At 69.7% G+C, this 23,407-nt stretch carries 22 protein-coding genes; 17 read left to right on the top strand and 5 right to left on the bottom strand.

From position 1 onward, the window contains the following. The first annotated feature begins 31 nt into the window (after positions 1-31). The 8 genes from H7J89_RS11570 to H7J89_RS11605 all read left to right on the top strand — a co-directional run bounded on the left by H7J89_RS11570 (position 32) and on the right by H7J89_RS11605 (position 8,254). Positions 32-802, top strand: coding sequence for an alpha/beta fold hydrolase (locus tag H7J89_RS11570; RefSeq protein WP_264043538.1), 771 nt, complete (start codon positions 32-34; stop codon positions 800-802). 102 nt (positions 803-904) lie between these two features. Then, entirely contained in the window at positions 905-1,240 is a 336-nt protein-coding gene (locus tag H7J89_RS11575; RefSeq protein ID WP_264043540.1) for a lsr2/espR transcriptional regulator, read from the top strand. A gap of 5 nt (positions 1,241-1,245) precedes the next feature. Next, positions 1,246-1,725, top strand: coding sequence for an NADH-quinone oxidoreductase subunit B family protein (locus H7J89_RS11580; RefSeq protein WP_264043543.1), 480 nt, complete (start codon positions 1,246-1,248; stop codon positions 1,723-1,725). A gap of 77 nt (positions 1,726-1,802) precedes the next feature. Then, complete coding sequence (locus H7J89_RS11585; protein ID WP_264043843.1) at positions 1,803-3,698, top strand: proton-conducting transporter transmembrane domain-containing protein; 1,896 nt, start codon at positions 1,803-1,805, stop codon at positions 3,696-3,698. A gap of 5 nt (positions 3,699-3,703) precedes the next feature. Next, positions 3,704-4,654, top strand: coding sequence for a respiratory chain complex I subunit 1 family protein (locus H7J89_RS11590; protein WP_264043845.1), 951 nt, complete (start codon positions 3,704-3,706; stop codon positions 4,652-4,654). After that, positions 4,651-5,313, top strand: coding sequence for a hypothetical protein (locus H7J89_RS11595; protein WP_264043544.1), 663 nt, complete (start codon positions 4,651-4,653; stop codon positions 5,311-5,313). The genes H7J89_RS11590 and H7J89_RS11595 overlap by 4 nt, the downstream gene beginning before the upstream one ends. Then, positions 5,313-6,779 carry a proton-conducting transporter transmembrane domain-containing protein gene (locus tag H7J89_RS11600; protein WP_264043546.1) on the top strand — a complete coding sequence of 489 codons (1,467 nt, stop codon included), beginning with the start codon at positions 5,313-5,315 and terminating at the stop codon, positions 6,777-6,779. Before H7J89_RS11595 ends, H7J89_RS11600 begins: the two co-directional genes overlap by 1 nt. Further along, positions 6,776-8,254: a hydrogenase large subunit gene (locus tag H7J89_RS11605; RefSeq protein WP_264043549.1), complete on the top strand. Its 1,479-nt coding sequence runs from the start codon at positions 6,776-6,778 to the stop codon at positions 8,252-8,254. The genes H7J89_RS11600 and H7J89_RS11605 overlap by 4 nt, the downstream gene beginning before the upstream one ends. Here H7J89_RS11605 and H7J89_RS11610 read toward each other — a convergent pair whose 3' ends face one another. After that, the gene (locus tag H7J89_RS11610) at positions 8,255-9,166 is read right to left on the bottom strand and encodes an iron-sulfur binding domain-containing protein (RefSeq protein WP_264043551.1); all 912 of its coding nucleotides are present in this window, start codon (positions 9,164-9,166) and stop codon (positions 8,255-8,257) included. On the opposite strand from H7J89_RS11610, the gene H7J89_RS11615 reads away from it, so the two are divergent. Together H7J89_RS11615 and H7J89_RS11620 are read left to right on the top strand one after the other, a co-directional pair. Beyond that, complete coding sequence (locus tag H7J89_RS11615; protein ID WP_264043553.1) at positions 9,165-9,782, top strand: carbonic anhydrase; 618 nt, start codon at positions 9,165-9,167, stop codon at positions 9,780-9,782. The genes H7J89_RS11610 and H7J89_RS11615 overlap by 2 nt on opposite strands. Positions 9,783-9,907: 125 nt before the next feature. Then, positions 9,908-10,711, top strand: a complete 804-nt coding sequence (locus H7J89_RS11620) for a hypothetical protein (RefSeq protein ID WP_264043555.1) — start codon at positions 9,908-9,910, stop codon at positions 10,709-10,711. Here H7J89_RS11620 and disA read toward each other — a convergent pair. The 3 genes from disA to H7J89_RS11635 are packed head-to-tail and all read right to left on the bottom strand — an operon-like array spanning position 10,708 to position 13,816. Further along, a complete protein-coding gene (gene disA, locus H7J89_RS11625) occupies positions 10,708-11,781 on the bottom strand; it encodes a DNA integrity scanning diadenylate cyclase DisA (protein WP_264043557.1) in 1,074 nt (357 codons plus the stop codon). The genes H7J89_RS11620 and disA overlap by 4 nt on opposite strands. Then, positions 11,778-13,208, bottom strand: a complete 1,431-nt coding sequence (gene radA, locus H7J89_RS11630; RefSeq protein ID WP_264043559.1) for a DNA repair protein RadA — start codon at positions 13,206-13,208, stop codon at positions 11,778-11,780. Before radA ends, disA begins: the two co-directional genes overlap by 4 nt. A gap of 59 nt (positions 13,209-13,267) precedes the next feature. After that, positions 13,268-13,816 carry a copper chaperone PCu(A)C domain-containing protein gene (locus tag H7J89_RS11635; protein WP_264043561.1) on the bottom strand — a complete coding sequence of 183 codons (549 nt, stop codon included), beginning with the start codon at positions 13,814-13,816 and terminating at the stop codon, positions 13,268-13,270. 297 nt (positions 13,817-14,113) lie between these two features. On the opposite strand from H7J89_RS11635, the gene carD reads away from it, so the two are divergent. From carD to H7J89_RS11665, 6 genes are read left to right on the top strand one after another with little or no spacing between them, the layout of a single operon-like run. Continuing rightward, positions 14,114-14,602 (top strand): RNA polymerase-binding transcription factor CarD, encoded by a 489-nt coding sequence (gene carD, locus H7J89_RS11640; protein WP_007166539.1) that lies wholly within the window; start codon positions 14,114-14,116, stop codon positions 14,600-14,602. Positions 14,603-14,618: 16 nt separating this feature from the next. Then, on the top strand, positions 14,619-15,305 hold the full coding sequence (gene ispD, locus H7J89_RS11645) for a 2-C-methyl-D-erythritol 4-phosphate cytidylyltransferase (RefSeq protein ID WP_264043563.1): 687 nt from the start codon (positions 14,619-14,621) through the stop codon (positions 15,303-15,305). Further along, positions 15,302-15,778, top strand: a complete 477-nt coding sequence (ispF, locus tag H7J89_RS11650; protein ID WP_264043565.1) for a 2-C-methyl-D-erythritol 2,4-cyclodiphosphate synthase — start codon at positions 15,302-15,304, stop codon at positions 15,776-15,778. The genes ispD and ispF overlap by 4 nt, the downstream gene beginning before the upstream one ends. Before the next feature lie 50 nt (positions 15,779-15,828). After that, positions 15,829-17,247, top strand: coding sequence for a cysteine--tRNA ligase (gene cysS, locus H7J89_RS11655; RefSeq protein ID WP_264043567.1), 1,419 nt, complete (start codon positions 15,829-15,831; stop codon positions 17,245-17,247). Further along, positions 17,248-18,180, top strand: a complete 933-nt coding sequence (rlmB, locus tag H7J89_RS11660; RefSeq protein ID WP_066955427.1) for a 23S rRNA (guanosine(2251)-2'-O)-methyltransferase RlmB — start codon at positions 17,248-17,250, stop codon at positions 18,178-18,180. It begins immediately after the preceding gene. A 20-nt stretch (positions 18,181-18,200) separates the two neighbouring features. Beyond that, positions 18,201-19,160, top strand: coding sequence for a glycerophosphodiester phosphodiesterase (locus H7J89_RS11665; protein ID WP_264043570.1), 960 nt, complete (start codon positions 18,201-18,203; stop codon positions 19,158-19,160). On the opposite strand, the gene H7J89_RS11670 is transcribed toward H7J89_RS11665, so the two are convergent. Continuing rightward, on the bottom strand, positions 19,081-20,559 hold the full coding sequence (locus tag H7J89_RS11670) for an FAD-dependent oxidoreductase (RefSeq protein WP_264043572.1): 1,479 nt from the start codon (positions 20,557-20,559) through the stop codon (positions 19,081-19,083). The genes H7J89_RS11665 and H7J89_RS11670 overlap by 80 nt on opposite strands. Before the next feature lie 179 nt (positions 20,560-20,738). Here H7J89_RS11670 and H7J89_RS11675 point away from each other — a divergent pair, with 179 nt between their 5' ends. Beyond that, the gene (locus tag H7J89_RS11675) at positions 20,739-23,357 is read left to right on the top strand and encodes a helix-turn-helix transcriptional regulator (protein ID WP_264043574.1); all 2,619 of its coding nucleotides are present in this window, start codon (positions 20,739-20,741) and stop codon (positions 23,355-23,357) included. Positions 23,358-23,407: the final 50 nt, after the last annotated feature.

Here is a 23,407-nt window from a genome sequence, read left to right on the forward strand (position 1 = left end):
ATCTGCAGGGCGGGGCACGCAGGATGGTGACATGCCCAGTGAACTGCTGACTTGCCGCGGAGGTCAAGGCGCGCCGTTGGTGCTGGTGCACGGCCTGATGGGGCGGGGTACCACGTGGTCGCGGCAGCTGCCGTGGCTGACTCGGCTGGGCGTGGTGTACACCTACGACGCGTTGTGGCATCGGGGGCGCGGCGTCGACGACCCGAACCCGGTCGGCACCGAACGTTTCGTGGACGACCTGGCCGACGCGGTCAGCGAACTGGAAGCGCCGGTCACGCTGGTCGGCCATTCGATGGGCGCGCTGCACTCGTGGTGTCTGGCCGCGCAGCGTCCCGAACTGGTCTCCGCGCTGGTGCTCGAAGACATGGCCCCCGACTTCCGGGGCCGCACCACGGGTCCATGGGAACCGTGGCTGCACGCCTTGCCAGTCGAATTCGGTTCCGCCGAGCGGGTATTCGAGGAGTTCGGGGCCGTCGCCGGACGGTACTTCCTGGAGGCCTTCGACCGCACTGCCACCGGTTGGCGCCTGCACGGACATACCGCGCGATGGATCGAGATCGCCGCCGAATGGGGCACGCGCCACTACTGGGAGCAGTGGCGGGCGGTGCGAGCCCCGGCGTTGCTCATCGAGGCCGGCAACTCGGTAACGCCGCCGGGGCAGATGCGGGAAATGGCCGAAATAAACCCGGTCGCAACGTATTTGCATGTGCCCCAGGCCGGCCACCTGATTCACGACGAGGCGCCGCAGGTGTACCGCGACGCGGTCGAATCCTTCTTGGGGACGCTGCCTGCACGCGACTGACTGTCGCGGTGTCTGGCCGCTCGATGTGACGACGCGCAGCATCATATGATAAATTCTTCAATTGTTCGAATATAGAAAGCTTGTAATCTTCAGGAGATTTGGGTGACGGAGCCGCTGTACCAGCTCAAGGCCGAGTTCTTCAAGACGCTGGGGCACCCGGCGCGGATCAGGATCCTGGAGCTTCTGGTGGTTGGTGACAAGTCGGTCGCCGAACTGCTGCCCGAGGTCGGGCTCGAAGCATCGAACCTGTCCCAACAGCTCGGCGTTCTGCGCCGGGCCGGGGTGGTCGAGGCGCTGCGGGATGGCAACACGATGATCTACTCGATCGCCTCCCCGGACATCGCCGAACTGCTGACGGTGGCACGCAAGGTGCTCACCGGGGTGCTCAGCGACCGCGTCGCGATGTTGGAAGGCCTGCGCGCCGGCGGTGCGGAGTAGCGCCGATGGGCTGGATCAGCAAAGCATTGCGCGTCGGCCGGATCACCGAACCCGCACCCCCGGCACCGGAGGCGACGACCGAGCCGCCCGCGGGGGTGCGTGGTTCGCTGCAGATCCGGCACGTCGACGCGGGTTCGTGCAATGGGTGCGAGGTGGAGATCGCGGGCGCCTTCGGTCCGGTCTATGACGCCGAGCGATTCGGCGCCCGCCTGGTGGCCTCCCCGCGGCACGCCGACGCGCTCCTGGTCACCGGTGTCGTGACACGCAACATGGCCGGCCCCTTGCGCGCGACGATCGAGGCCACGCCGCGGCCCCGGCGGGTGATCGCCTGCGGGGACTGCGCCATCGATCGGGGAGTATTCGGCGACGCCTACGGTGTGGCCGGCTCGGTCGGCGAGACGGTGTGCGTGGACCTGGAAATCCCGGGATGCCCGCCGACGCCGAGCCAAATCGTCGCGGCCCTGCGATCGGTGACCGGCAGGTGACCGCTGTCTTGGCGACCAGCGTGGCGCCGGAGCCAAACCTGTTGCGTGGCAAGCACTCTAGCTACATCAGCACGGGGATGCTGACCTCCCTGCTGGGTGGGGCGGGGGTATGGGCCGGCGGGCTGGGGATGTTCGGGTCGGTGCACGCCGTCCGAATCGGGTGGTTGCTTCCGCTGGCGGGCGTCGAGCTGAGGCTCGATCCGCTGGGCGGATTCTTCATGGCGATCACCGGGGCGGTCGCAGTGGTGGTCGGGCTGTACACGATCGGGTACGCCCGGCGCGAGCGGCTGGGCCCCGTCACCCTGGCCATCCTGCCGGCGTTCGTCGCGGCGATGCTGCTGGTGCCCGCCGCGGGGTCGGTCACGACCTTCCTGCTGGTGTGGGAGTTGATGGCAGTCGCGTCGCTGCTGCTGGTGCTGACCGACCACACCCGTCCGATGGTGCGCTCGGCCGGCCTGGTGTATGCCGTGATGACCCAGTTGGGATTCGTGGCGATACTGGTCGGCCTGCTGGCGTTGTCGGCGGCGGGCGGCGCGGACCGGTTCGCGGACCTGCACCGGATACCGCAGGGGTCGTGCACCGCGGTGTTCCTGCTGACGCTTGCGGGGTTCGGCTCCAAGGCCGGGCTGGTGCCGCTGCATGCGTGGTTGCCGCGCGCCCACCCGGAGGCGCCCAGTCCCGTTTCGGCGCTGATGAGCGCGGCGATGGTCAACCTCGGGGTCTACGGCATCTGCCGCGTCGACTTGCAGCTGCTCGGCCCGGGGCCGCGGTGGTGGGGGCTCACCTTGATGGTCGTCGGCGGGGTGTCGGCGCTCTACGGCGTGGTGCAGGCCTCGGTGGCCACGGATCTCAAACGGCTACTTGCCTATTCGACTACCGAGAACCTCGGATTGATCACGTTGGCGCTGGGAGCGGCCACGCTGTTCGCGGCCGCCGGCGCGAACGGCCCGGCGACGATCGCCGCGGCCGCCGCCATGCTGCACCTCGTCGCGCACGCGGCATTCAAGAGCCTCGGGTTCCTCGCCGCCGGATCGGTGTTGGCCGCCACCGGCCTGCGTGACCTCGACCGCCTCGGCGGTCTGGCCCGCCGGATGCCGGTCACGACAAGCCTTTTCGGGGTAGCCGCGCTAGGCGCTTCCGGGCTGCCGCTGGGTGCCGGGTTCGTCAGCGAGTGGCTGCTGGTGCAGTCGCTGATCCACACTGCGCGAGAGCATTCGGCCGTCTTGGCATTGACCACGCCGCTCGCGGTCGGCGCGGTCGCGCTCACCACGGGGCTGGGCGTGGCGGCAATGGTGAAGGCGTTCGGTATCGGATTTCTGGCGCGGCCGCGCTCCGAACAGGCCGCGCAGGCACGCGAGGCGCCGCACACCATGCTGGCCGGTATGGCCATCGCGGCGGCCGCCTGCCTGCTGCTGGCCGTGGCGCCCGCGGTGGTGGCTCCCGCGCTGCGCCAGGCGGTCGCCGCGCTGCCGGCGTCCCGGGCAATGGAATTCAGCGGTCTTGGCGCCATGGTGCGCTTGCCGGGCGTCCAGGGCTCGATCGCACCCGGCGCGATCGCCGCCGGCGTCGTGGTGGCCACGCTGACCGCGGCCGCGCTCGCCCGTTGGCGCCGGAGGCGGCGGCCGGTGCCCGCCACATTGCCGCTGTGGGCCTGTGGCGCCGACGATCTCACTGCGCGAATGCAATACACGGCCACGTCGTTCGCCGAGCCGCTGCAACGGATCTTCGACGACGTCCTGCGACCCGACACCGACATCGAAATCACCCACAGCGTCGAATCCCGTTATCTGGCCGACAAAATCATCTACCGCACCAGAATCGCGGACGCGATCGAGGAACGCTGCTACGCGCCGGTGATCCGGGCGGTCGGGGCGGCGGCGGGGCTGGTGCGGCGCGCCCACACCGGCAGCGTGCACCTGTATCTGGCCTACGGTGCGCTCGGTGTGCTGATCGTGCTGGTGGTGGCCCGATGAATGTCCTGTCCTATGTCGCGGGCGCGGCCCAGATCGGTGGCGTCGTGGCCGGGGCGCCGCTGGTGGTCGGGCTGACCCGGCAGGTGCGCGCGCGCTGGGAAGGCCGCGCCGGCGGCGGCATCTTGCAGCCGTGGCGCGACATCGTCAAACAGCTTGGCAAGCAACAGATCACGCCGCGCGGAACCACGGTGGTGTTCGCGGCGGCACCCGCGATCGTCGCCGGAACCACGTTGCTGATCGCCGCGATCGCGCCGCTGGTAGCCACCGGATCGCCACTGGATGCCGGCGCCGACCTGTTCGCCGTGGTCGGTTTGCTGTTCGTCGGCACCGTGGCACTGACCCTGGCCGGCATCGACACCGGCACCTCGTTCGGGGGCATGGGTGCCAGCCGCGAGATCACCATCGCCGCGCTGGTCGAACCCACCATTCTGCTGGCGGTGTTCGCGCTCTCCATGCCGGCGGGATCGGCGAATCTTGGTGCGCTGGTGGCGCATACGATCACCCACCCCGGGCAGGTGGTGTCGCTGGCGGCGGTGCTGGCGTTCGCCGCGCTGGTGATCGTGATCGTCGCCGAGACCGGTCGGCTACCAGTGGACAACCCGGCCACCCATCTCGAGCTGACAATGGTTCACGAGGCGATGGTCCTCGAGTACGCCGGTCCGCGGCTGGCCCTGGTCGAGTGGGCGGCCGGGATGCGGCTGACCGTTCTCCTGGCGCTGCTGGCAAACCTGTTCGCGCCGTGGGGCATTGCGGGGGGCCGGCCCGGTGCCGTTGACATCGTCATCGGTGTCGTGGCCGTGGCGGCCAAGGTCGCGTTCCTGGCGGGGCTGCTGGCCACCGTCGAGGTGTTCGTCGCCAAGCTGCGGCTGTTCCGGGTGCCCGAGTTGCTGGCCGGATCGTTCCTGCTGGCGTTGCTTGCGGTCGTCGCCGCCAACTTCTTCGTGGTTCCGACATGACGTACGGGTCGTTTTCGGTACTCGTCGACCTCGCCGCCGGCGGGCTGCTCCTGGCCGCCGTGCTGATCGTGTGGCGCCGCGATTTGGTCGCCATCATCCGTCTGCTGGCATGGCAGGGCGTCGCCCTGGCGGCCATTCCCGTCCTGCGGGGGGTGTACGACGGCGACGGTGCGCTCATCGGTGTCGGCGTGGCCGTGCTGATTTTGCGGGTTGCGGTGCTGCCGCGGCTGCTGGCCCGCGCGGGCGGCACCGAAGCGCGATCGCGCCGGGAGGCCACCCCGCTGGTGAACACCGCCACGTCGCTCCTCATCACCGCCGCGCTGACGTTGGCCGCGTTCGCCACCACCCGGCCCCTGGTGAATCTGCAGCCCGCCGCCACGACCACCGCCGTGCCGGCCGCCACCGCGGTGGTGCTCATCGCACTGCTCGTGATGGTCACGCGGCGGCACGCGGTGTCGCAGGCCGCTGGATTCCTCATGCTGGACAACGGGATCGCGGCCACCGCGTTTCTGCTCACCGCCGGGGTGCCGCTGATCGTCGAGCTCGGCGCCTCGCTGGACGTGTTGTTCGCGGTCATCGTGATCGGCGTACTGACGGGCCGGCTATCCCGCGCGTTCGGCGGCGCGGACCTGGACGCGTTGCAGGAGTTGCACGACTGATGACCGGTTTACTGCTCGCGGCGATCCTCACCCCGGTCGGCGCCTCACTCACCGTCCTGATTGCCGGATGGCGCCGCGCGACAGCGACGCTGATCGTGCTCTCGGCGGTGACGGTGCTCGGATGTGGCGCGGCGCTCGCGTTCCGGGTCGGGTCGGGAACGCGGTTCGCGTTGGGCGGCCTGCTGCGGCTCGATGCGCTCACCGTCACGATGCTGATCGTCATCGGAATCGTTGCCACACTGGCCACCTGGGCCAGCATCGGGTACCTCGATGCCGAACTCGCCCACGGCCACACCGACGCGCGCGGCGCCCGGGTGTACGGGGCCCTGACGGCGGGGTTCCTGTCCGCGATGGTTGTCGCCGTGTGCGCCAACAACATCGGCGTGATCTGGATCGCGATCGAAGCGACCACGGTGATCACCGCCTTCCTGGTCGGGCACCGCCGCACCCGCGGCGCGCTCGAGGCGACGTGGAAGTACGTCGTGATCTGCTCGGTCGGCATCGCCATCGCCTTCCTGGGCACGGTCCTGCTTTACTACGCCGCCGAACATGCCGGGGCGCCGGCCGGTACGGCCCTCAACCTCGATGTGCTGGCGGCCCATGCGGGCGGGCTCGATCCCGGCATCGCACGACTTGCGGGCGGGCTGCTGCTCGTCGGGTACGGCGCCAAGGCCGGGCTGTTCCCCTTCCACACCTGGTTGGCCGACGCCCACAGCCAGGCTCCGGCACCGGTGTCGGCCCTGATGAGCGGGGTGCTGCTGTCGGTGGCCTTCTCGGTACTGATCCGCCTCAAGCCGATCATCGGCACGGCCACCGGACCCACTTTCATGCGGTCGGGCCTGCTGGTTCTCGGGCTCGCGACGCTGCTGGTCGCCGCCCTGATGCTGACGGTGACAACGGACATCAAACGCATGCTGGCCTACTCCTCGATGGAGAACATGGGCCTGATCGCGATCGCCGCCGCGGCCGGAACCACGCTGGCCATCGCCGCGCTGCTGCTGCACGTCCTGGCGCACGGGATCGGCAAGACGGTCCTCTTCCTGGCGAGCGGCCAGCTGCAGGCCGCGCACAACTCGACCGCGATAGCCGACATCCGCGCCGTGCTGCGGCGGTCTCGCCTCATCGGTGTGTCGCTCGCCGTCGGCGTGATCGTGCTGCTCGGCATGCCGCCGTTCGCGATGTTCGCCAGTGAGCTGGCCATCGGCCGGTCGCTGGCCGACGCGCGGCTCACCTGGGTGCTCGCCGCGGGCATGGCGCTGGTTGCGGTCGCCTTCGCTGCGCTGGCCCGCAACTCGGGCCGCATCCTGCTGGGCGGCCCCGCTGGCGCTCCCGAAATCGCCGTCCCGCGAACGGTGGCGGCCGCCCTACTCGTCGGCATTGCCGCGTCGATCGCTCTCGGTGTCACCGCCGGCCCTCTCACCGACCTGTTCACCGCCGCGGCCAGCGGCGTCGGGGGAACGCGATGAAGGCGCAGTGGCAGCGCCACCGGCTGTCTCAGGAGAGATTGGCCGAAACGACAGAAGATTTGCTGGGCAAGGGATTTCGGTTGGCCTTGGTGGCCGGCCACGACGACGGCGCCGCTCTACGTGTCGTCTACCTGTTCCTCGCCGGATACCCCGATCGCCGCGTCGAGCTCGAATGCGTTGTGCCGAAGGATGATCCGACGGTCCGATCGCTGGCCTACCTGTCCTTTCCGGCCAGCCGGTTCGAGCGCGAGATCGCGGACCTGTACGGGATCCGGCCCGTGGGGCATCCCAAGGCGCGCCGGCTGGTGCGTCACGCCCACTGGCCCGAGGACTGGTATCCGATGCGTGGTGACGCGTCGCCCGCCCCCACATTCGATGGCGCCGGCCGCTTCCCGTTCGTCACCGTCGAGGGTCCCGGCGTGTACGAAATCCCGGTGGGTCCGGTGCATGCCGGGTTGATCGAACCCGGCCATTTCCGTTTCTCTGTCGCCGGCGAAACCGTGCTGCGGCTCAAGGCCCGACTGTGGTTCGTCCACCGCGGCGTGGAGAAGCTTTTCGAGGGCCGGCCGGCCGGCGGCGCGGTCGACCTGGCCGAGCGCGTCAGCGGCGACACCTCCGCCGCGCACGCGCTAGCCCACTGCCTCGCCGTCGAAGACGCGCTCGGAATGGAACTTCCCGACGAGGTGCACCGGTTGCGGGCACTGCTGGTCGAACTCGAACGCCTCTACAACCACGCCGCCGATCTGGGCGCGCTGGCCAACGACGTCGGGTTCGGGCTCGCCAACGCCCACGCTCAACGCATCCGCGAACAACTGCTGCGGCTCAACGCGAATATCACCGGGCACCGGCTGCTGCGCGGTGCCATCCGCCCGGGCGGGGTCGCGCTGCGGGGGCTACCCGACGTCGCCGACCTGCGGTCCATTGCGGCCGACGTCGCGGAGGTTGCCGAGCTGACCCTGCGCAACTCCGTCGTGTACGACCGATTCGCCGGGACCGCCGTCCTGCAGCGAGACGACGCCCAGGCTCTCGGTTGCCTGGGCTACGTCGCCCGGGCCAGCGGTATGCGCACCGACGCCCGGCTCGAACACCCCACCACCGCATTGCCCGTCACCGAGACCGACGCCGCCGCCGGTGACGTGCTGGCCCGCTACACCGTGCGGCGCGACGAATTCGCCGCATCCACCGAGCTGGCCTGCCATCTGATCGAATCACATGGCGGCCCAACCGAATACGCCGAAAACGTGGCCGCGGCGCGCGCACCCGGCAGCGGCATCGGCGTCGTCGAGGGGTGGCGCGGCACCATCGTCCACCGCGTCGAAACCGGCGCCGCCAACCGGATCACCCGCGCGAAGATCGTCGACCCGTCGTGGTTCAACTGGCCCGCGCTGCCGGTCGCGATGGCCGACACGATCGTCCCCGACTTCCCGCTGGCCAACAAGAGCTTCAACCAGTCCTACGCCGGCAACGACCTCTGACTACGCTTCGCCCGCCAGGGCGAAGCGGCCGTCGGCCGTCTGTGTGACCAGGCCGTCGGCCAGCAACGAATACAGGGCCCGGTCCCGCTGGGCCGTATCGGTCAGCCACGCCACGTCCAGCTGCGCCCGGGTGACCGGAGAATCGTTGCCGCGCAACACGTCCAGCAGGAGTCCGCGGACCTGCCGGTCGGTCCCGGCGTACGTCTGAACACGTCGCGCCGGCCCCTGCGCCGGGGGATGACCGGCATCCCGCCACGCGCACCGGGCGAGCGGACACAACCCGCACCGCGGCGTTCGCGCGGTGCACACCGTCGCGCCCAGTTCCATCAGGGCGACGGAATATCGCGGCGCCCTATCGTCGGTGGGCAGCAGCGCGGAGACGTCGGCCATGTCCCGCGCCGCCGCCGCCGAACCCCCGTCGGCCAGCCCGCGCACGGCGCGTGCCACCACCCGGCGAACGTTGGTGTCCACCACCGGAACCGGTTGACGGTAAGCGAAACACGCGATGGCGCGTGCGGTGTAGCTGCCGATGCCGGGCAGGGTCAGCAGGGTGTCGACGTCGTCGGGAACCACGTCGCCGTGCTCCCGTGCGATGACGGTCGCGCACTCGTGCAAGCGCTTGGCCCGCCTCGGATAACCCAGCTTGCCCCACGCGCGCAGCACGTCGGCGGCGCTGGCCTCGGCGGTGGCCGAAGGGGTGGGCCACCGCCGCACCCAGTCCGGCCAGATCGGCAGCACCCGCGACACCGGCGTCTGCTGCAGCATGAATTCGCTGACCAGGATCTGCCATGCGCTGACGCCGGGCTCCCGCCAGGGCAGGTCGCGCCGGGACCGCTCGTACCAGTCGAGCAACTCGTCGGCCGCAATAGTTGGCCGTCCGTTTACCGGCGGATGCGGCATGATGTCAGCCATGCCTAACACCAGCCCGGTAACCGCGTGGAAAGCACTCAAAGAGGGTAACGAGCGATTCGTCGCCGGGAAGCCCCAGCATCCCAGCCAGAGCGTCGAACACCGGGCCAGCCTGGCCGGTGGGCAGAAGCCCACAGCGGTCGTGTTCGGCTGCGCGGACAGCCGGGTGGCGGCCGAGCTCATCTTCGACCAGGGCCTGGGCGACATGTTCGTGGTGCGCACCGCCGGGCAGGCCATCGACTCGGCGGTGCTGGGCTCCATCGAGTTTGCCGTGACGGTCCTCGACGTGCCGCTGATCGTTGTTCTGGGGCATGACAGCTGCGGGGCCGTCAAGGCCGCCCTGGCCGCCATCGACGACGGTGCGATACCGGGCGGTTTCGTGCGCGACGTGGTGGAGCGGGTCGCGCCATCGATCCTGATGGGCCGCCGCGACGGCCTGAGCCGCGTCGACGAGTTCGAGGAACGGCATGTCCGGGAAACGGTCGCCCAGCTGGTGTCGCGTTCGTCGGCGATCGCCGATCGGATTGCCGAGGGCACCCTGGCGCTAGCGGGCGCCACCTATCACCTCGCCGACGGGCGCGCGGCCCTGGTCGATCACGTCGGCGACATAGGCGAATAGCGGGCGAATAGCGGCCGAATAGCCGGCCTCAGCGGCCGTCACTAACACGGCGGTCAGTCAGCAAACCCCGCGACACGCCGAGGCGGGTCAGGCAACTCGACGTGACCTGGACCTACGCTGCAAACGTGCTGGATCTGGAACCGCGTGGCCCGCTACCTACCGAGATCTATTGGCGGCGCCGTGGCCTGGCCGTGGGCGTCGCGGTCGTCGTCGTAGGGATCGTGGTCGCCGCGGTCATCGCCTTCATGGGACACAACACGGGCGCCAAGCCCGCCAGTGCCGACAAACCCAATTCCGCTCAGAGCAAGCCCGGCTCGCCCGCGCCGCAGGCGCCTCCGCCGGGGGCGCCCGGGGAACAACCCAACCCGGGGGTGCCGCCGCAACAGGGCCAGAACCCGGAGATGCCCACCCCGACCGCTGCGGTGCAGCCGCCGCCGGTGCTGAAAGAGGGCGACGACTGCCCCGATTCGACGCTGGCCGTCAAGGGCCTGACCAATGCGCCTCAGTACTTCATCGGCGATCAGCCGAAGTTCACCATGGTCGTCACCAACATCGGCCTGGTGTCCTGCAAGCGGGACGTCGGCGCCGCGGTGCTGGCGGCATACGTGTACTCGCTGGACAACAAGCGCCTGTGGTCGAACCTGGACTGCGCGCCCTCCAACGAGACGCTGATCAAGACATTCACCCCGGGCGAGCAGGTGACGACGGCGGTGACGTGGACGGGGATGGGGTCGGCGCCGCACTGCCCGCTGCCCCGGCCGGCCATCGGGCCGGGCACCTACAACCTCGTCGTGCAGCTGGGCAACCTGCGCTCGCAGCCGGTTCCGTTCATCATGAACCAGCCGCCACCGCCGCCGGGCCCGGTGCCCGGGCCGGGTCAGCCGGCCGCCGCGCCGCCGCCGGAGGCACCCCCGGTCCCAGCCGGCTAACTCAGCGGGTCGGAGATCGTCGACTCCGCGAGCTGCGATAGTCCCTCACGCACGTGGCGGGCCCACATCGCGCCGATGCCCTCGACCGACTGCAGGTCGCCGGCGCTGGCCGCCAGCAAGCCCTGCAGCGTCCCGAACGATCGGACCAGTAGGTCGGAGTGGGCGAACTGCAGCCGCGGGATGCTGGCCAGCGCGCGGTAGCCGCGCGGGCTCACGGCCGAATCCTGCGCCTCGGCCGTGGTCGGGTAGCCGAAAACCTTTGCCAGCGCGGTGAGTTCGAGCAGCTCGGTGTCCGAGAGGGCGTCCAGCTCATCGAGTGTCGCGGTCATCTGCGCCTTGGACAGCGGCTCGGGGCTGGCGTGGTAGTCGCGCACGGTCAGTTCCCGCGCGATGTCGTTGCCGCCCAGCAGCTCGTCGAGCTGCAGCCGCAGCTGGCGACCGTCGGTGCCCAGCTCGACGACGTCGTAGTCGATCACCAGGCCGATCCGCCGGACCAGCTCGAGCCGCTGCACCACCGTCATCACGTCGCGCAGGGTGACGAAGTCCTCGATCTCGGCGAGCGACAGCTGCCTGCTGACCTCGTCGAGCCGGGTCTTGTACCGCTCCAGGGTCGCGATCGCCTGGTTGGCCCGTGACAGGATGGTCGCGGAATCGGCCACCACGTGGCGCTCCCCGCCGACGTAGACGGTCACGATGTTCATCGAGTGGCTCACCGAGATCACCGGGTAACCGGTCTGAATCGCCGCCCGTTCCGCCGAGCGGTGGCGCGTGCCGGATTCGTCGGTGGGTATCGACGGGTCCGGCACCAGCTGCACGTTGGCCCGCACGATCCGGCTGCCGTCGGTGGACAGGATGACGGCGCCGTCCATCTTCGACAGCTCGCGCAGCCGGGTCGGCGCGTACCGGACGTCGAGGGCGAAGCCGCCGTCACAGATGGCCTCGACGTTTTCGTCGTTGCCGATGACGATCAGCGCACCGGTGCGGCCACGCAGGATGCGCTCCAGACCGTCTCGCAGCCCGGTGCCCGGCGCCAGGCGGGCGACGGTCTCACGCAGTGTCGGACGTGTCACAGCGTGTCATTGTGCGGCCCCGCCGCGTCACGCGTCCAGCCGTTGCGCGGCTCGGCGATGGCTTTCATGTGTTGCAGCGCCGCGACGATGGTCGGTGCCCGCAGCGCCCGCATCCCGTCGGGCACGATCTCGCGGCGGGGGTCGTCGCCGTCCGGGATGAGCGCGATGCTGAATCCCTGGCGCGCGGCCTCGGCCAGGCGCCGTTCCATGCCGCTGACCCGCCGCAGGTCGCCCGCCAGCCCCACCTCGCCGATCATCACCGCCGTTGTCGGGAGCGGCCGATCGGAGTAGGCCGAGGCGAGCGCCATCGCGACGGCCAGGTCCGACGAGGGATCCGTCAGCCGCATGCCGCTTACGGTGGACAGGTAGATGTCGTGGACGCTGAGGCTCAGCCTGCCGTGCTTTTCCAGCACGGCGCCGATCATCGCGGCCCGGGAGTGGTCGATCCCGCTGACGGCCCGGCGCGGCGAGCCGCCGCCCGGCGTCGCCAGCAGCGCCTGCACCTCCCCGATCAGCGGCCGCTTCCCGTCCAGCGTCACGGTGATGGCGGTCCCGGCGACCGGCGCCGGCCGTTGATCGAGGAAGAGGTTCGACGGGTCGGATACATCCTCGATTCCGCTGTCGTGCAGCGTGAAACACCCGACCTCGTCGGCCGCGCCGAACCGGTTCTTGATCCCGCGGACCATCCGCAGCGACCCGTTGCGGTCGCCCTCGAAATGCAGCACCACATCGACCAGGTGTTCCAGCGAGCGCGGCCCGGCGATGGCGCCGTCCTTGGTGACGTGGCCGACCAGGATCAGCGCGACGCCGTTGGCCTTCGCGGCCGCGGTCAGCGCGGCGGTGACCGCGCGGACCTGGGTGACCCCACCCGCGACGCCGTCGGCCTCGGTCGTGGACATTGTTTGCACCGAGTCCACGATCACCAGGGCCGGCCGCACGGTCGCGATGTGGTCCAGCACGGTGTGCACGTCGGATTCGGCGGCCAGGTAGACCTCGTCGGCGCCGCAGCCGATCCGGTCGGCACGCAGCCGGATCTGGCCGGCGGACTCCTCACCGGAGATGTACAGCGCGCGCCGGCCCGAAAGCGCCCAGCGATGGGCGACTTTGAGCAGCAGCGTCGACTTTCCCACGCCGGGATCGCCGGCCAGCAGCGTGACCGAACCGGGCACCACGCCGCCTCCGAGCACCCGGTCGAGTTCCCCGACGCCGGTCGAGCGGTGCTGGCTGGCGTTGGGTTCGACGGAGGTGATCGGGACCGGCCGGGAGGCGGAAGCCGAGGCCGAACCCGCTCGGCGGCCGCCGACCGCGGTCAGTACCGGCGCCTCGTCGACGGTGCCCCAGGTGCCGCACTCCAGGCAGCGGCCCACCCACTTGGCGGTGACGTGCTGGCATTCGGAGCAGCGGTATTGCGAGCGCGGATTTGCCACGCCATGACGGTATCGAGCCGGTACGACAAATCCCGGCTATGACAGGCGGTTACGCGCGCCTAGCTTTGCTGGGGCGGGTTCAACCCGGCCGAAACCGGCACCAGCACGGTAGCCTGCCCGGCCTTCTCGAAATTGAAGGTGAAGTTGTACAGGAGGCCGTTGCTGACCGGCTTGGCCAGGGTGACCGTCGCCTTGGCGGCGTTGGTGTTGGCCCCCAAGGGCCCGGGGGCCACCCGCTGTCCCTCCGGCGTCCCGATCATCAGCGTTCCGCCGGCGGGCAGGCGGCCGTCTCCGCTCAAGGCCACCGAACCGACGTCGCTGGTGATGCTCACCAATCTGTCCGGCACGTCCGGCGACTGGTTGATGGCCACCAGCACCAGATCGACCGTCCGGCCCGGCTGCACGGCTTCACCGGTCTGCGCGGCCTGCATGCGGATGTCGCGCAGCGCCACGTTGTTGAAGGTGACCTTGTTGCCGTTGATGGCGGGCTCCTGGACGGCCATCTGCGAAACCTGGCCGGCCCCGCAGCCACTCAGCAGGACCGCGAGCACCGCGACCAGGCCGACGAGCGCGGCCCGGAACGAGAGGCTGATCTCGAATCGGTTCACTCAATGCCTCCTGCTGGGCGGGTTCTACTGATGCAACTATGCACAGTAGTAGGAAGGTTTCGCGCGCGGTAGCGCGGGGCGCAAGACCAGCGCGGGAGCCCATCCCGCGGGGTCCGTTGCGGCGCTCAGGGGCCGCCCTCGGAGCCGAATGGGCGCATTGGTAATGTGCAGCACTGCACGTTCTGCTCCCCCTGTCAACCCCTAATCTGCGCGTGTTGTGCCCCTGACCTGCATCGTTGCTCCACGCGCGATTGGGCGGCCGTGTTAGACTGAAGTAACGAAAGGGGCTCGAATCAGATGATCTTCAAGGTCGGCGACACCGTTGTTTACCCGCATCACGGTGCTGCGTTAGTCGAGGCGATTGAAACCCGCACCATCAAAGGGGAACAAAAGGAATATCTCGTCTTGAAGGTGGCGCAGGGAGACCTCACAGTTCGAGTACCCGCCGACAACGCTGAGTACGTCGGTGTTCGCGACGTCGTCGGGCAAGAAGGCCTCGACAAGGTGTTCCAGGTGCTGCGGGCTCCGCACACCGAAGAGCCGACCAACTGGTCGCGCCGCTACAAGGCCAATCTGGAAAAGCTGGCCTCCGGCGATGTCAACAAGGTGGCCGAGGTAGTTCGCGACTTGTGGCGTCGGGACCAGGAACGTGGCCTGTCCGCCGGCGAGAAGCGCATGCTGGCCAAGGCCCGCCAGATCCTGGTCGGCGAATTGGCGTTGGCCGAGAGCACCGACGACGCCAAGGCGGAAACCATCCTCGACGAGGTTCTGGCCGCCGCTTCCTGAAGGCCCTGATTTTCCGGTGGTCACGGGGACGATCTCCTCGGGCACGGTTGTCGCAGTGGTCCCGGCCGCAGGGTCGGGGGAGCGACTGGGCGCAGGCATCCCCAAGGCATTCTGCGAGGTTGGCGGGCGCACACTCTTGGACCGCGCCGTCGAGGGTTTGCTGGAATCCGGAGTCGTCGACAGCGTGGTGGTGGCCGTCCCGGCGGCCCGGGTCGACGAGGCCCGGAAGACCCTGGGGGAGCGAGCGACCGTCGTCCCCGGCGGTGCCGACCGCACCACATCGGTGAGCCTCGCGCTGGCGGCCCTCGCCGGTGAACCCGATTACGTCCTGGTCCACGACGCCGCCCGCGCCCTGACGCCGCCCGAACTGATCGTGCGCGTGGTGGACGCGTTGCGGGCCGGGCACAACGCCGTCGTGCCCGCGCTGCCCCTGCATGACACCATCAAGGCCGTGGACGCCAACGGTGTGGTCCTCGGTACGCCCGAGCGGGCCGGACTGCGCGCCGTGCAGACGCCGCAGGGCTTCGCCCGAGACTTGCTGCTGCGGGCTTACCAGCGCGCGGGCACCGCCGATTTCACCGACGATGCCTCGCTCGTCGAGCATGTCGGCGGCCAGGTCCAGGTGGTCGACGGCGACGTGCTGGCGTTCAAGATCACCACCCAGCTCGATCTGTTGCTGGCCGAAGCGGTCGTGCGCCGGTGAACGAGTTTCGGGTCGGCCTCGGGGTCGACGTGCACCCGATCGAACCCGGGCGGCCCTGCTGGCTGCTGGGTCTGCTGTTTCCCGACGCCGACGGCTGCGCCGGCCACTCCGACGGCGACGTGGGGGCGCACGCGCTGTGCGACGCGCTGCTGTCGGCCGCGGGGCTGGGCGACATCGGGGCCGTCTTCGGGGTCGACGACCCGCGCTGGAAGGGGGTCAGCGGCGCCGACATGCTGCGCCACGTCGCCGATCTGGTGACCCGGGAGGGTTTTCGGGTCGGAAACGCCGCTGTGCAGCTGATCGGCAACCAGCCGAAGGTCGGTCCGCGCCGGGCCGAGGCGCAGCGCGTGCTATCGGAGCTGCTGGAGGCTCCGGTCTCGGTGGCGGCGACGACGACCGACGGGCTGGGCCTGACCGGCCGCGGCGAGGGCCGCGCCGCCATCGCCACCGCGTTGATAATCGCCGCCGGCTAAGGCGCGCGCAGCGCCGGGCAACTCGGAACCACCCGGTAAGCTGGCACGTCGTGACCGATCGCGCCCGCTTGCGGCTACACGACACGGCGGCCGGTGCCGTGCGTGATTTCGTTCCGTTGCGCGAGGGCCACGTCTCCATCTACCTGTGTGGCGCCACCGTTCAGGGCCTGCCGCACATCGGCCATGTCCGCAGCGGCGTGGCCTTCGACATCCTGCGCCGCTGGCTGATGGCGCGCGGCTGCGACGTCGCCTTCATCCGCAACGTCACCGACATCGACGACAAGATCCTCAACAAGGCTGCCGCCGCCGACCGGCCGTGGTGGGAGTGGGCGGCCACCTACGAGCGCGCGTTCAGCGCCGCCTACGACGCCCTGGACGTCTTGCCGCCGTCGGCCGAGCCACGCGCCACCGGGCACATCACCCAGATGGTCGAGTTGATGGACCGCCTGATCGAAACCGGCCACGCGTACCCGGCGGGCGGCGACGTGTACTTCGACGTGCTCAGCTACCCCGAGTACGGCCAGCTCTCCGGCCACAAGATCGACGACGTCCACCAGGGCGAAGGCGTGGCGACCTGCAAGCGCGATCAACGCGACTTCACGCTGTGGAAAGCCGCCAAGCCCGGCGAGCCGTCGTGGCCCACACCCTGGGGGCGCGGCCGCCCGGGCTGGCACCTGGAATGCTCCGCGATGGCCCGCACCTACCTGGGGCCGGAGTTCGACATTCATTGCGGCGGGATGGACTTGGTCTTCCCGCACCACGAGAACGAGATCGCGCAGAGCCGCGCCGCCGGTGACGGATTCGCCCGCTACTGGCTGCACAACGGCTGGGTCACCATGGGCGGCGAGAAGATGAGCAAGTCGCTGGGCAACGTGTTGGCCATACCGGCATTGTTGCAGCGGGTGCGGCCGGCGGAGCTGCGCTACTACCTGGGCAGCGCGCACTACCGCTCGATGCTGGAATTCTCCGACACCGCGCTGCAGGACGCGGTGAAAGCCTATGTGGGAGTTGAGGAATTCCTGCACCGCGTCCGCGTTCGCGTCGGAGCCGTCCAGCCCGGTGAATGGCCCCCCCGGTTCGCCGAGGCGCTCGACGACGACTTGGCGGTTCCGGCCGCACTGGCCGAGGTGCACCACGCCCGGGCCGAGGGCAATCGCGCGCTCGACACCGGCGACCACGACGGTGCGTTGCAGCAAGCCCGCGCGATCCGCACCATGATGGGCATCCTCGGTTGCGACCCGCTTGACGAACGCTGGGAAACCCGCGACGAGACGACGGCCGCGCTGGCCGCGGTCGAGGTGTTGGTGCGTGCAGAACTGCAGAACCGGGAAAAGGCTCGCGAGCAACGCAATTGGGCGCTCGCCGACGAGATTCGGGACCGGCTGAAGATCGCCGGCATCGAGGTCACCGACACCGCGGACGGGCCGCAGTGGGAGCTGTTGGCCCGCGAAGAAAAGCCCGGCAACTAGATGGCCGGCAATTCGCGGCGCCGCGGGGCAATACGCAAAGCGGGCAGCAAGAAGGGGCCCACCGTCGGTTCGGGCGGCCAGCGTCGCCGTGCGCTCGAGGGCCGCGGTCCCACACCGCCGGCGCACCTGCGTCCGAACCATCCCGCCGCCAAACGCGCCCAGTCGCCGCCCCGGCGGCCGGCCAAGCGTGCCACCGACGAGACGGAGACGGTGCTCGGCCGCAACCCGGTGCTGGAATGCCTTCGGGCCGGCGTGCCGGCGACCGCGCTATACGTGGCCCTGGGCACCGAGGCCGACGAGCGGGTCACCGAAAGCGTCACCCGCGCAGCGGATGCGGGCATCTCGATCCTCGAGGTGCCGCGTGCCGACCTGGACCGGATGACGAGCAACCACCTCCATCAGGGCATCGCGCTGCAGGTGCCGCCGTACGACTACGCCCACCCCGACGACCTGTTGACCACCGCGATCAACTCACCGCCCGCCCTGCTGGTTGCGCTGGACAACATCTCCGATCCGCGCAACCTCGGCGCGATCGTGCGTTCGGTCGCCGCGTTCGGCGGTCACGGTGTGCTGATCCCGCAGCGACGCTCGGCGTCGGTGACGGCGGTGGCCTGGCGCACCAGCGCCGGGGCCGCGGCGCGGATACCGGTGGCACGGGCCACCAATCTCACCAGGACGCTCAAGGATTGGGCCGACCGCGGCATCCGGGTGATCGGCCTGGACGCCGACGGTGACACCGTCGTCGACGACATCGACGGCGCCGACCCGCTGGTGGTCGTCGTCGGATCGGAAGGCAAAGGGCTGTCACGACTGGTGCGGCAGAACTGCGACGAGGTGGTGTCCATCCCGATGGCCGGGCACGCCGAGTCGCTGAACGCCTCGGTGGCCGCCGGGGTGGTGCTCGCCGAAATCGCGCGCCAGCGCAGGGCTTAGCTCCGGTGTGCCGGTGGCCAGTGCGCCTCGTCGTCGCGCTGGCCCTCCTCATTGTGCTGGCGCCCGCCGCCGGCGCCCAAGCCCCCGAATTCGACCTGCAGGCTCATCGCGGCGGGCGCGGGGAGACCACTGAAGAGTCGTTGCACGCCTTCGCGAAATCAATCGAATTGGGCGTCAGCACAATCGAACTCGACATCAACATCACCAGAGACGGGCAACCGCTGGTGTGGCACGATCCGACGATCGACGGCGAGAAATGCGCCGACACCGGGCCCGCATTCCCCGGCGATCCGCAGTATCCCTACGTCGGCAAGTTGGTGCACGAACTCACCCTGAACCAGATTCGCACGCTGGACTGCGGGCGGCGGCTGGCCGAATTTCCCGATGCTGAAGTGGTGCGGGGCAACAAGATAGCTGTCCTGCCCGAGGTGTTCGCGCTGGCCGATTCCTACCATGCGGCCGTGCGTTACAACGTCGAGACGAAGGTGGCAGCCGACAAGCCCGGCTCCTCGGCCGATCCCCAACAGTTCGTCGACGTGATACTGGCGGCGGTCAGGTCGGCCGGCAAGGTCGACCGGGTGGAGATCCAGAGCTTCGACTGGCGTACCCTGCCGCTGGTGCACCGGGAAGAGCCGTCCATTCCGTTGGTGGCGTTGTACAACGAGGAGACCTGGGTGCCGGATTCGCCATGGCTGGCCGGGGAGGACGCCGCCGCCATCGGCGACCCGATGATCGGGGCGAAGCTGGTTGGCGCGGAGATCATCTCGCCCCGGTATCAGCTGGTCGCGGGCAGACCGTATGTCGATCGCGCGCATGCGTTGGGGCTCAAGGTGATCCCGTGGACGGTCGACGATGCGGCCGCGATGCGCGAACAGATCACCGACGGCGTAGACGGCATCATCACCGACTTTCCGACGCTGCTGCGCGGTGTGCTGGCCGAGCTCGGGATGCCGCTTCCGCCGGCCTACCACCGGGCTTAGCTTCAGGCACCGCCGTCATCGGAACGTCGGCGGGCGCGACATCGGCATCGATGGCCGGTCGGGGCCCGCGGGCGGCGCGCCAGAGCATGTTCGGGCGTAACAGCCGCGTCGCGGGGTCCACGAGCGAGGTCACTCTGATGAACTGATTCAGTGCGGCGGTGTCGCTTTCGGCCGCGGCGAGCACCCGATCGACGTATTTGTTGAACAGCCGCGCGACCAGCGGTGCGGTGCCGTGGATTTCGGGCAGGGCAAGGTCGGGGTTGGTCGACAGCTGCCAGGCCTGGCGGATCGGCGCGGCCGCGGCGCGGAAGAAGCGCCGCGCCAGATCGTCGGTACCGGCAGACAAGCAGTCGCGCAGCGCCAACGCCTCGAGGGCGGCGACCGTCATGCCCTGGCCGTAGATCGGATTGAAGCTGCAGATCGCGTCACCGATGACCAGCAGGCCCTCGGGGAAGCGCCGCAGCTTGTCGTAGCGGCGCCATCGACTGCACGGCGTCCGGTGCCGCACCGGATCCCCGATGGGTTCGGCGGCTCGCACCGCGGCGAGCAGATGGGCCGGCGCGCAGTCCGCCACGAAATCACACATCGCCGCAAGATCGAGCGACGGCGGCTCCTGGCCGGCCACCCCCATCACGGTGAGCAGCCACGTGTCGTTCTCGCAGTGCAACAGGCCGCAACCCCTCGGCCTGCCGGGCACGATACCGATGAGGAAGCCGAGCTCCCGCGGCGCTTCCGCCGTCATGCGCAGCGCCTGGCTCGCGTAGGTCAACTGGACGTCGACGCGATCCTCACGCGGGCGGTCGTACCCCAAGTCGTCCAGCCAGGTCGGGGTGCGGGCGGCGCGCCCGGTGGCATCGACGACCAACTCGGCGGGCAGCGTGGTGGGTTCGCCGGTGCGGCCGCAGACCACCCGCACTCCCGTGACGCGGTGGCGGTCCTGTGTGGATACCGGGCCCAGGATCACGTGGTCGTCGAGCAGGGTGACGTTGGGAATCTCGCGCAGCCGCGTGCGGACGTGGTCCTCGAGGAACGGTCGTGTCGCGCTGTAGGCGGTCAGCGCGGTGGCGCTGCCGCGCCGCGCGATCAGATGCCCGCCGACGTTGTAGTAGAGCTCGGAGAGATCCTGGCCGTCAAAGTGATGGGCGCCGTCGTGGACCATCTCGTCGAGGACGCCGGGGAACATCCCCTCGATCACCTGTGCTCCCCGGGCCAACAGGGCGTGCAGGTGCCGTCCCTGCGGGACGCCCCGGCGAGCGGAATGGGCGTCGGGCAGCGGGTCACGCTCCACGACCGTCACCGTGTCGAAGAAGTCGGCTAGCGATCGCGCGGCCAGCAAACCGGCCATGCTCGCTCCCAACACCACCGCGTGACTACCGATCCTGGCCTTCATGTCGAACATGGCACTCCGCCTTTCTGACCGCTGGCTGACAAAAGTCATGCTCACAGCGCTCGGTGGGCGCCGATAGCGTAGTCGGGTACGCGAGTCGGGCACCGGCAGCGGACAGCGGCCGGTCAAAGCACACCCGAAACGGTGGCAATCCGGCCCGGGCGGTGCCGCCGCGCGGCTATAGTCGCCGCGTGATCGGCGGTGACCTGCTGATTGGGCGCGACAGCGAGTTGGCAATCATTCGCCGCGCCCTGAGCGGCGCTGACCAGCACTCCGGGGTGTTCATCGCGGGCGCCGCCGGGGTGGGCAAGACCCGGTTGGCCCGCGAAGCGCTGCGGCGCGCCGGGGCGTCGGGCGAGCGCACCCAATGGATTGTCGGCACCCAGTCGGCCCATGCGCTGCCCCTCGGGGCGTTTATCGGCCTACTGGGTGACGGGATGTCGGATCCGCTGTCCAACGTGCGGCGCGTGATCGACTCGTTTGTGGCGCGACAACGCCGGGGCCGGGTGGTGGTGGGCGTTGACGACGCGCACCTGCTGGATGGGTTGTCCGCGCTCGTGATTCACCAGCTGGCACAGTCCGGCGGGGTCCGGCTGGTGGTAACGGTGCGCTCCGGCAGCGAAGAGCCTGATGCGGTGACTGCGCTGTGGAAGGACGGCCTGCTGGCTCGCCTGGATTTGGAGCCGCTTTCGGCTGCCGCGACGCGCGAGGTGATCGAGCGCACGCTGGGCGGTCCGGTGGATGCGCGCTGCGCGGCCCGGTTCCGGCGGCTCACCGGGGGGAACACGCTGTTTCTTCGGCAGCTGTTGAGCGATCAGATGGCGGCCGGACGGGTTCGGCAAGTGGCCGGGGTGTGGCTGTGGGACGGAGACGTCGCGGTCTCGGCGAGCTTGTCCGACACGGTGGGGCGTCAGCTTGGCCGCCTGACGCCACGGATGGCGCTGGTGGTCGACACGCTCTCCCAATGCGAGCCGCTACCCGTTGACTTGTTGTGCGACTTGGTATGTCGCGAGGACCTGGTGGCCGCCGAAGCGATGGGCCTGGTGAACGTCGAACGCACAGCCGGCGGGTTGATGGCCAGACTCGCACACCCGCTGTTCTGTGAGCTTCGCCGCGCGGGCGCCGGCGAGATGTATTTGTCGAAGGTGCGGGGCCGGTTGGCGACGCGGCTGGGGCGGGACGGTGACGCCGACGTGCAAGCCACGGTGCGTCGGGCGTTGCTGAGCCTGGAGTCGGATCTGGCCCCGCAACCCGAGCTGTATCTGGAATCGGCGCGGCATGCGATGACGCTGTTGGATCTGGATCTGGCCGACCGGCTGGCCAACGCCGCGGCGCAGGCCGGGGCACCGGGGGCGGCGGGGGTGCGGGTAATGAACCTGATGCTGCTCGGCCGCGGCGAGCAGGCCGAGTTGGCGTTGCGCGCGATGACCGACGGCGATCCACCCGATGGCCATCACTGGGCGACCCTGCGCGCGGCAAACTTGGTGTGGATGCTCGGCAGGCCGGCGGACGCCTCGGAGATCCTTGACGGCCTGGCCGCGACCCGCGAGACGCCGGCGCAGGTCGCCGAGCGTTTGGCCGTGCAGGCGTGCCTTGATGCGGTGGCCGCGCGCTGCGAGATTGCCTCCGAAAGAGCCAGGGTTGCATTGAATTCAGACACGCTGCCAGACTTCCACGCGATGATGGCGTCGCTGGCGTTGATCATGGCCATGGGGGCGTTGGGGGAGGTCGACTGCCTGGCAAGCGTGGCCGAGCAGGCGCTACGCCGGGCGACGACGTCGTTTGAGGCGTCGCACATGCGGTTCTGGTTCGGCGCGGTGTACGGCCGGGCCTGCCGGTTGACTGGGCGTATCGACGAATTCGTCACCCTGGCAAAGGAAGTGGCCGACTCGGCGCGCGAAATCCCGGGTCTGGCCTACGCGAACCTGGCCCTCCTGCTTGGAAACGCTGACTTGGCGCGCGGGGCCGTCGCCGACGCGGTCCGGCTGCTGCACGAAGCACTCGCCGGGGCGCAAATACACGCCATAACAACCGGTTTAAGACCGGCGAGCTATTTCGCGTTGGCCGAGGCGCACGGCAAGCTCGGGCGCGCGGCGGAAGCGAACGACGCGGTCGCCGGGGCGCGGGCCTGCGTGCCCGCCGACTTTTTGTTCATGCACACCGGCTTGTCGCTGGCCGGTGGGTGGGCCCTGGCGGCAAGCGGTCGCCTGGGCGAGGCCGTGGCGACCGCGCAGGCGGCTGCGCAACTCGCGCGCGACCGCGGCCAGCCGACCCACGAACTGGCCTGCCTGCAGGCCGCGGTGCAATTGGGGGATGCCTCGGGCGCGGCGCGGGCCCGGGCGCTGGCCGACGTGCTGTCGTTGCCGCTGGCCGAGGCCATCGCCTCGCACGCCGAGGCCCTGCGGGCCGCGAACGGCGAAGGGCTCCTGGCGGTTTCGTCCGCCTACCGCGCAATCGGCGATCGAGCCGCGGCCGCCGACGCGGCGGCGCAGGCCTCTGTTGCGTTCATCGAAGGGCAGCAGCACAAGCGGGGGCTCTATGCGTCGGCGCTGGCCCGTGAATTGGCCGAGGAATGTGGCGGTTTGTGCACGCCCGCGTTGCGGACTCCGGTGGGTCTCAAACTCTCGGGTCGCCAGCGCGATGTCATCGAACTCGTCGTGGCCGGCCTGTCCAACCGCCAGATCGCCGAGAAATTGGTGATGTCCGTGCGCACAGTGGAGGGTCATGTCTACCGGGCCTGCCAGCGGGTGGGCGCCCAGTCCCGCGAGGAACTGGCATCGATAATCCGATCGGGACCGGTGTCTGACTGACGCACGGGATATTCGAGTAGTCGAATACTCTTGAGCACCACGGGAATCGG

The sequence above is a fragment of the Mycobacterium paraffinicum genome, from assembly GCF_025822865.1.
In the GTDB taxonomy this organism is placed as follows: domain Bacteria; phylum Actinomycetota; class Actinomycetes; order Mycobacteriales; family Mycobacteriaceae; genus Mycobacterium; species Mycobacterium paraffinicum.

Bases quoted from the DNA above. Each gene is read 5' to 3' on its own strand.
- H7J89_RS11585 (WP_264043843.1), top strand. From the start codon at position 1,803: ATGCTGACCTCCCTGCTGGGTGGGGCGGGGGTATGGGCCGGCGGGCTG.
- carD (WP_007166539.1), top strand. From the start codon at position 14,114: ATGATCTTCAAGGTCGGCGACACCGTTGTTTACCCGCATCACGGTGCT.
- H7J89_RS11605 (WP_264043549.1), top strand. From the start codon at position 6,776: ATGAAGGCGCAGTGGCAGCGCCACCGGCTGTCTCAGGAGAGATTGGCC.
- H7J89_RS11600 (WP_264043546.1), top strand. From the start codon at position 5,313: ATGACCGGTTTACTGCTCGCGGCGATCCTCACCCCGGTCGGCGCCTCA.
- H7J89_RS11615 (WP_264043553.1), top strand. From the start codon at position 9,165: ATGCCTAACACCAGCCCGGTAACCGCGTGGAAAGCACTCAAAGAGGGT.
- rlmB (WP_066955427.1), top strand. From the start codon at position 17,248: ATGGCCGGCAATTCGCGGCGCCGCGGGGCAATACGCAAAGCGGGCAGC.
- H7J89_RS11610 (WP_264043551.1), bottom strand. From the start codon at position 9,166: ATGGCTGACATCATGCCGCATCCGCCGGTAAACGGACGGCCAACTATT.
- H7J89_RS11570 (WP_264043538.1), top strand. From the start codon at position 32: ATGCCCAGTGAACTGCTGACTTGCCGCGGAGGTCAAGGCGCGCCGTTG.
- H7J89_RS11580 (WP_264043543.1), top strand. From the start codon at position 1,246: ATGGGCTGGATCAGCAAAGCATTGCGCGTCGGCCGGATCACCGAACCC.
- H7J89_RS11595 (WP_264043544.1), top strand. From the start codon at position 4,651: ATGACGTACGGGTCGTTTTCGGTACTCGTCGACCTCGCCGCCGGCGGG.
- H7J89_RS11670 (WP_264043572.1), bottom strand. From the start codon at position 20,559: ATGTTCGACATGAAGGCCAGGATCGGTAGTCACGCGGTGGTGTTGGGA.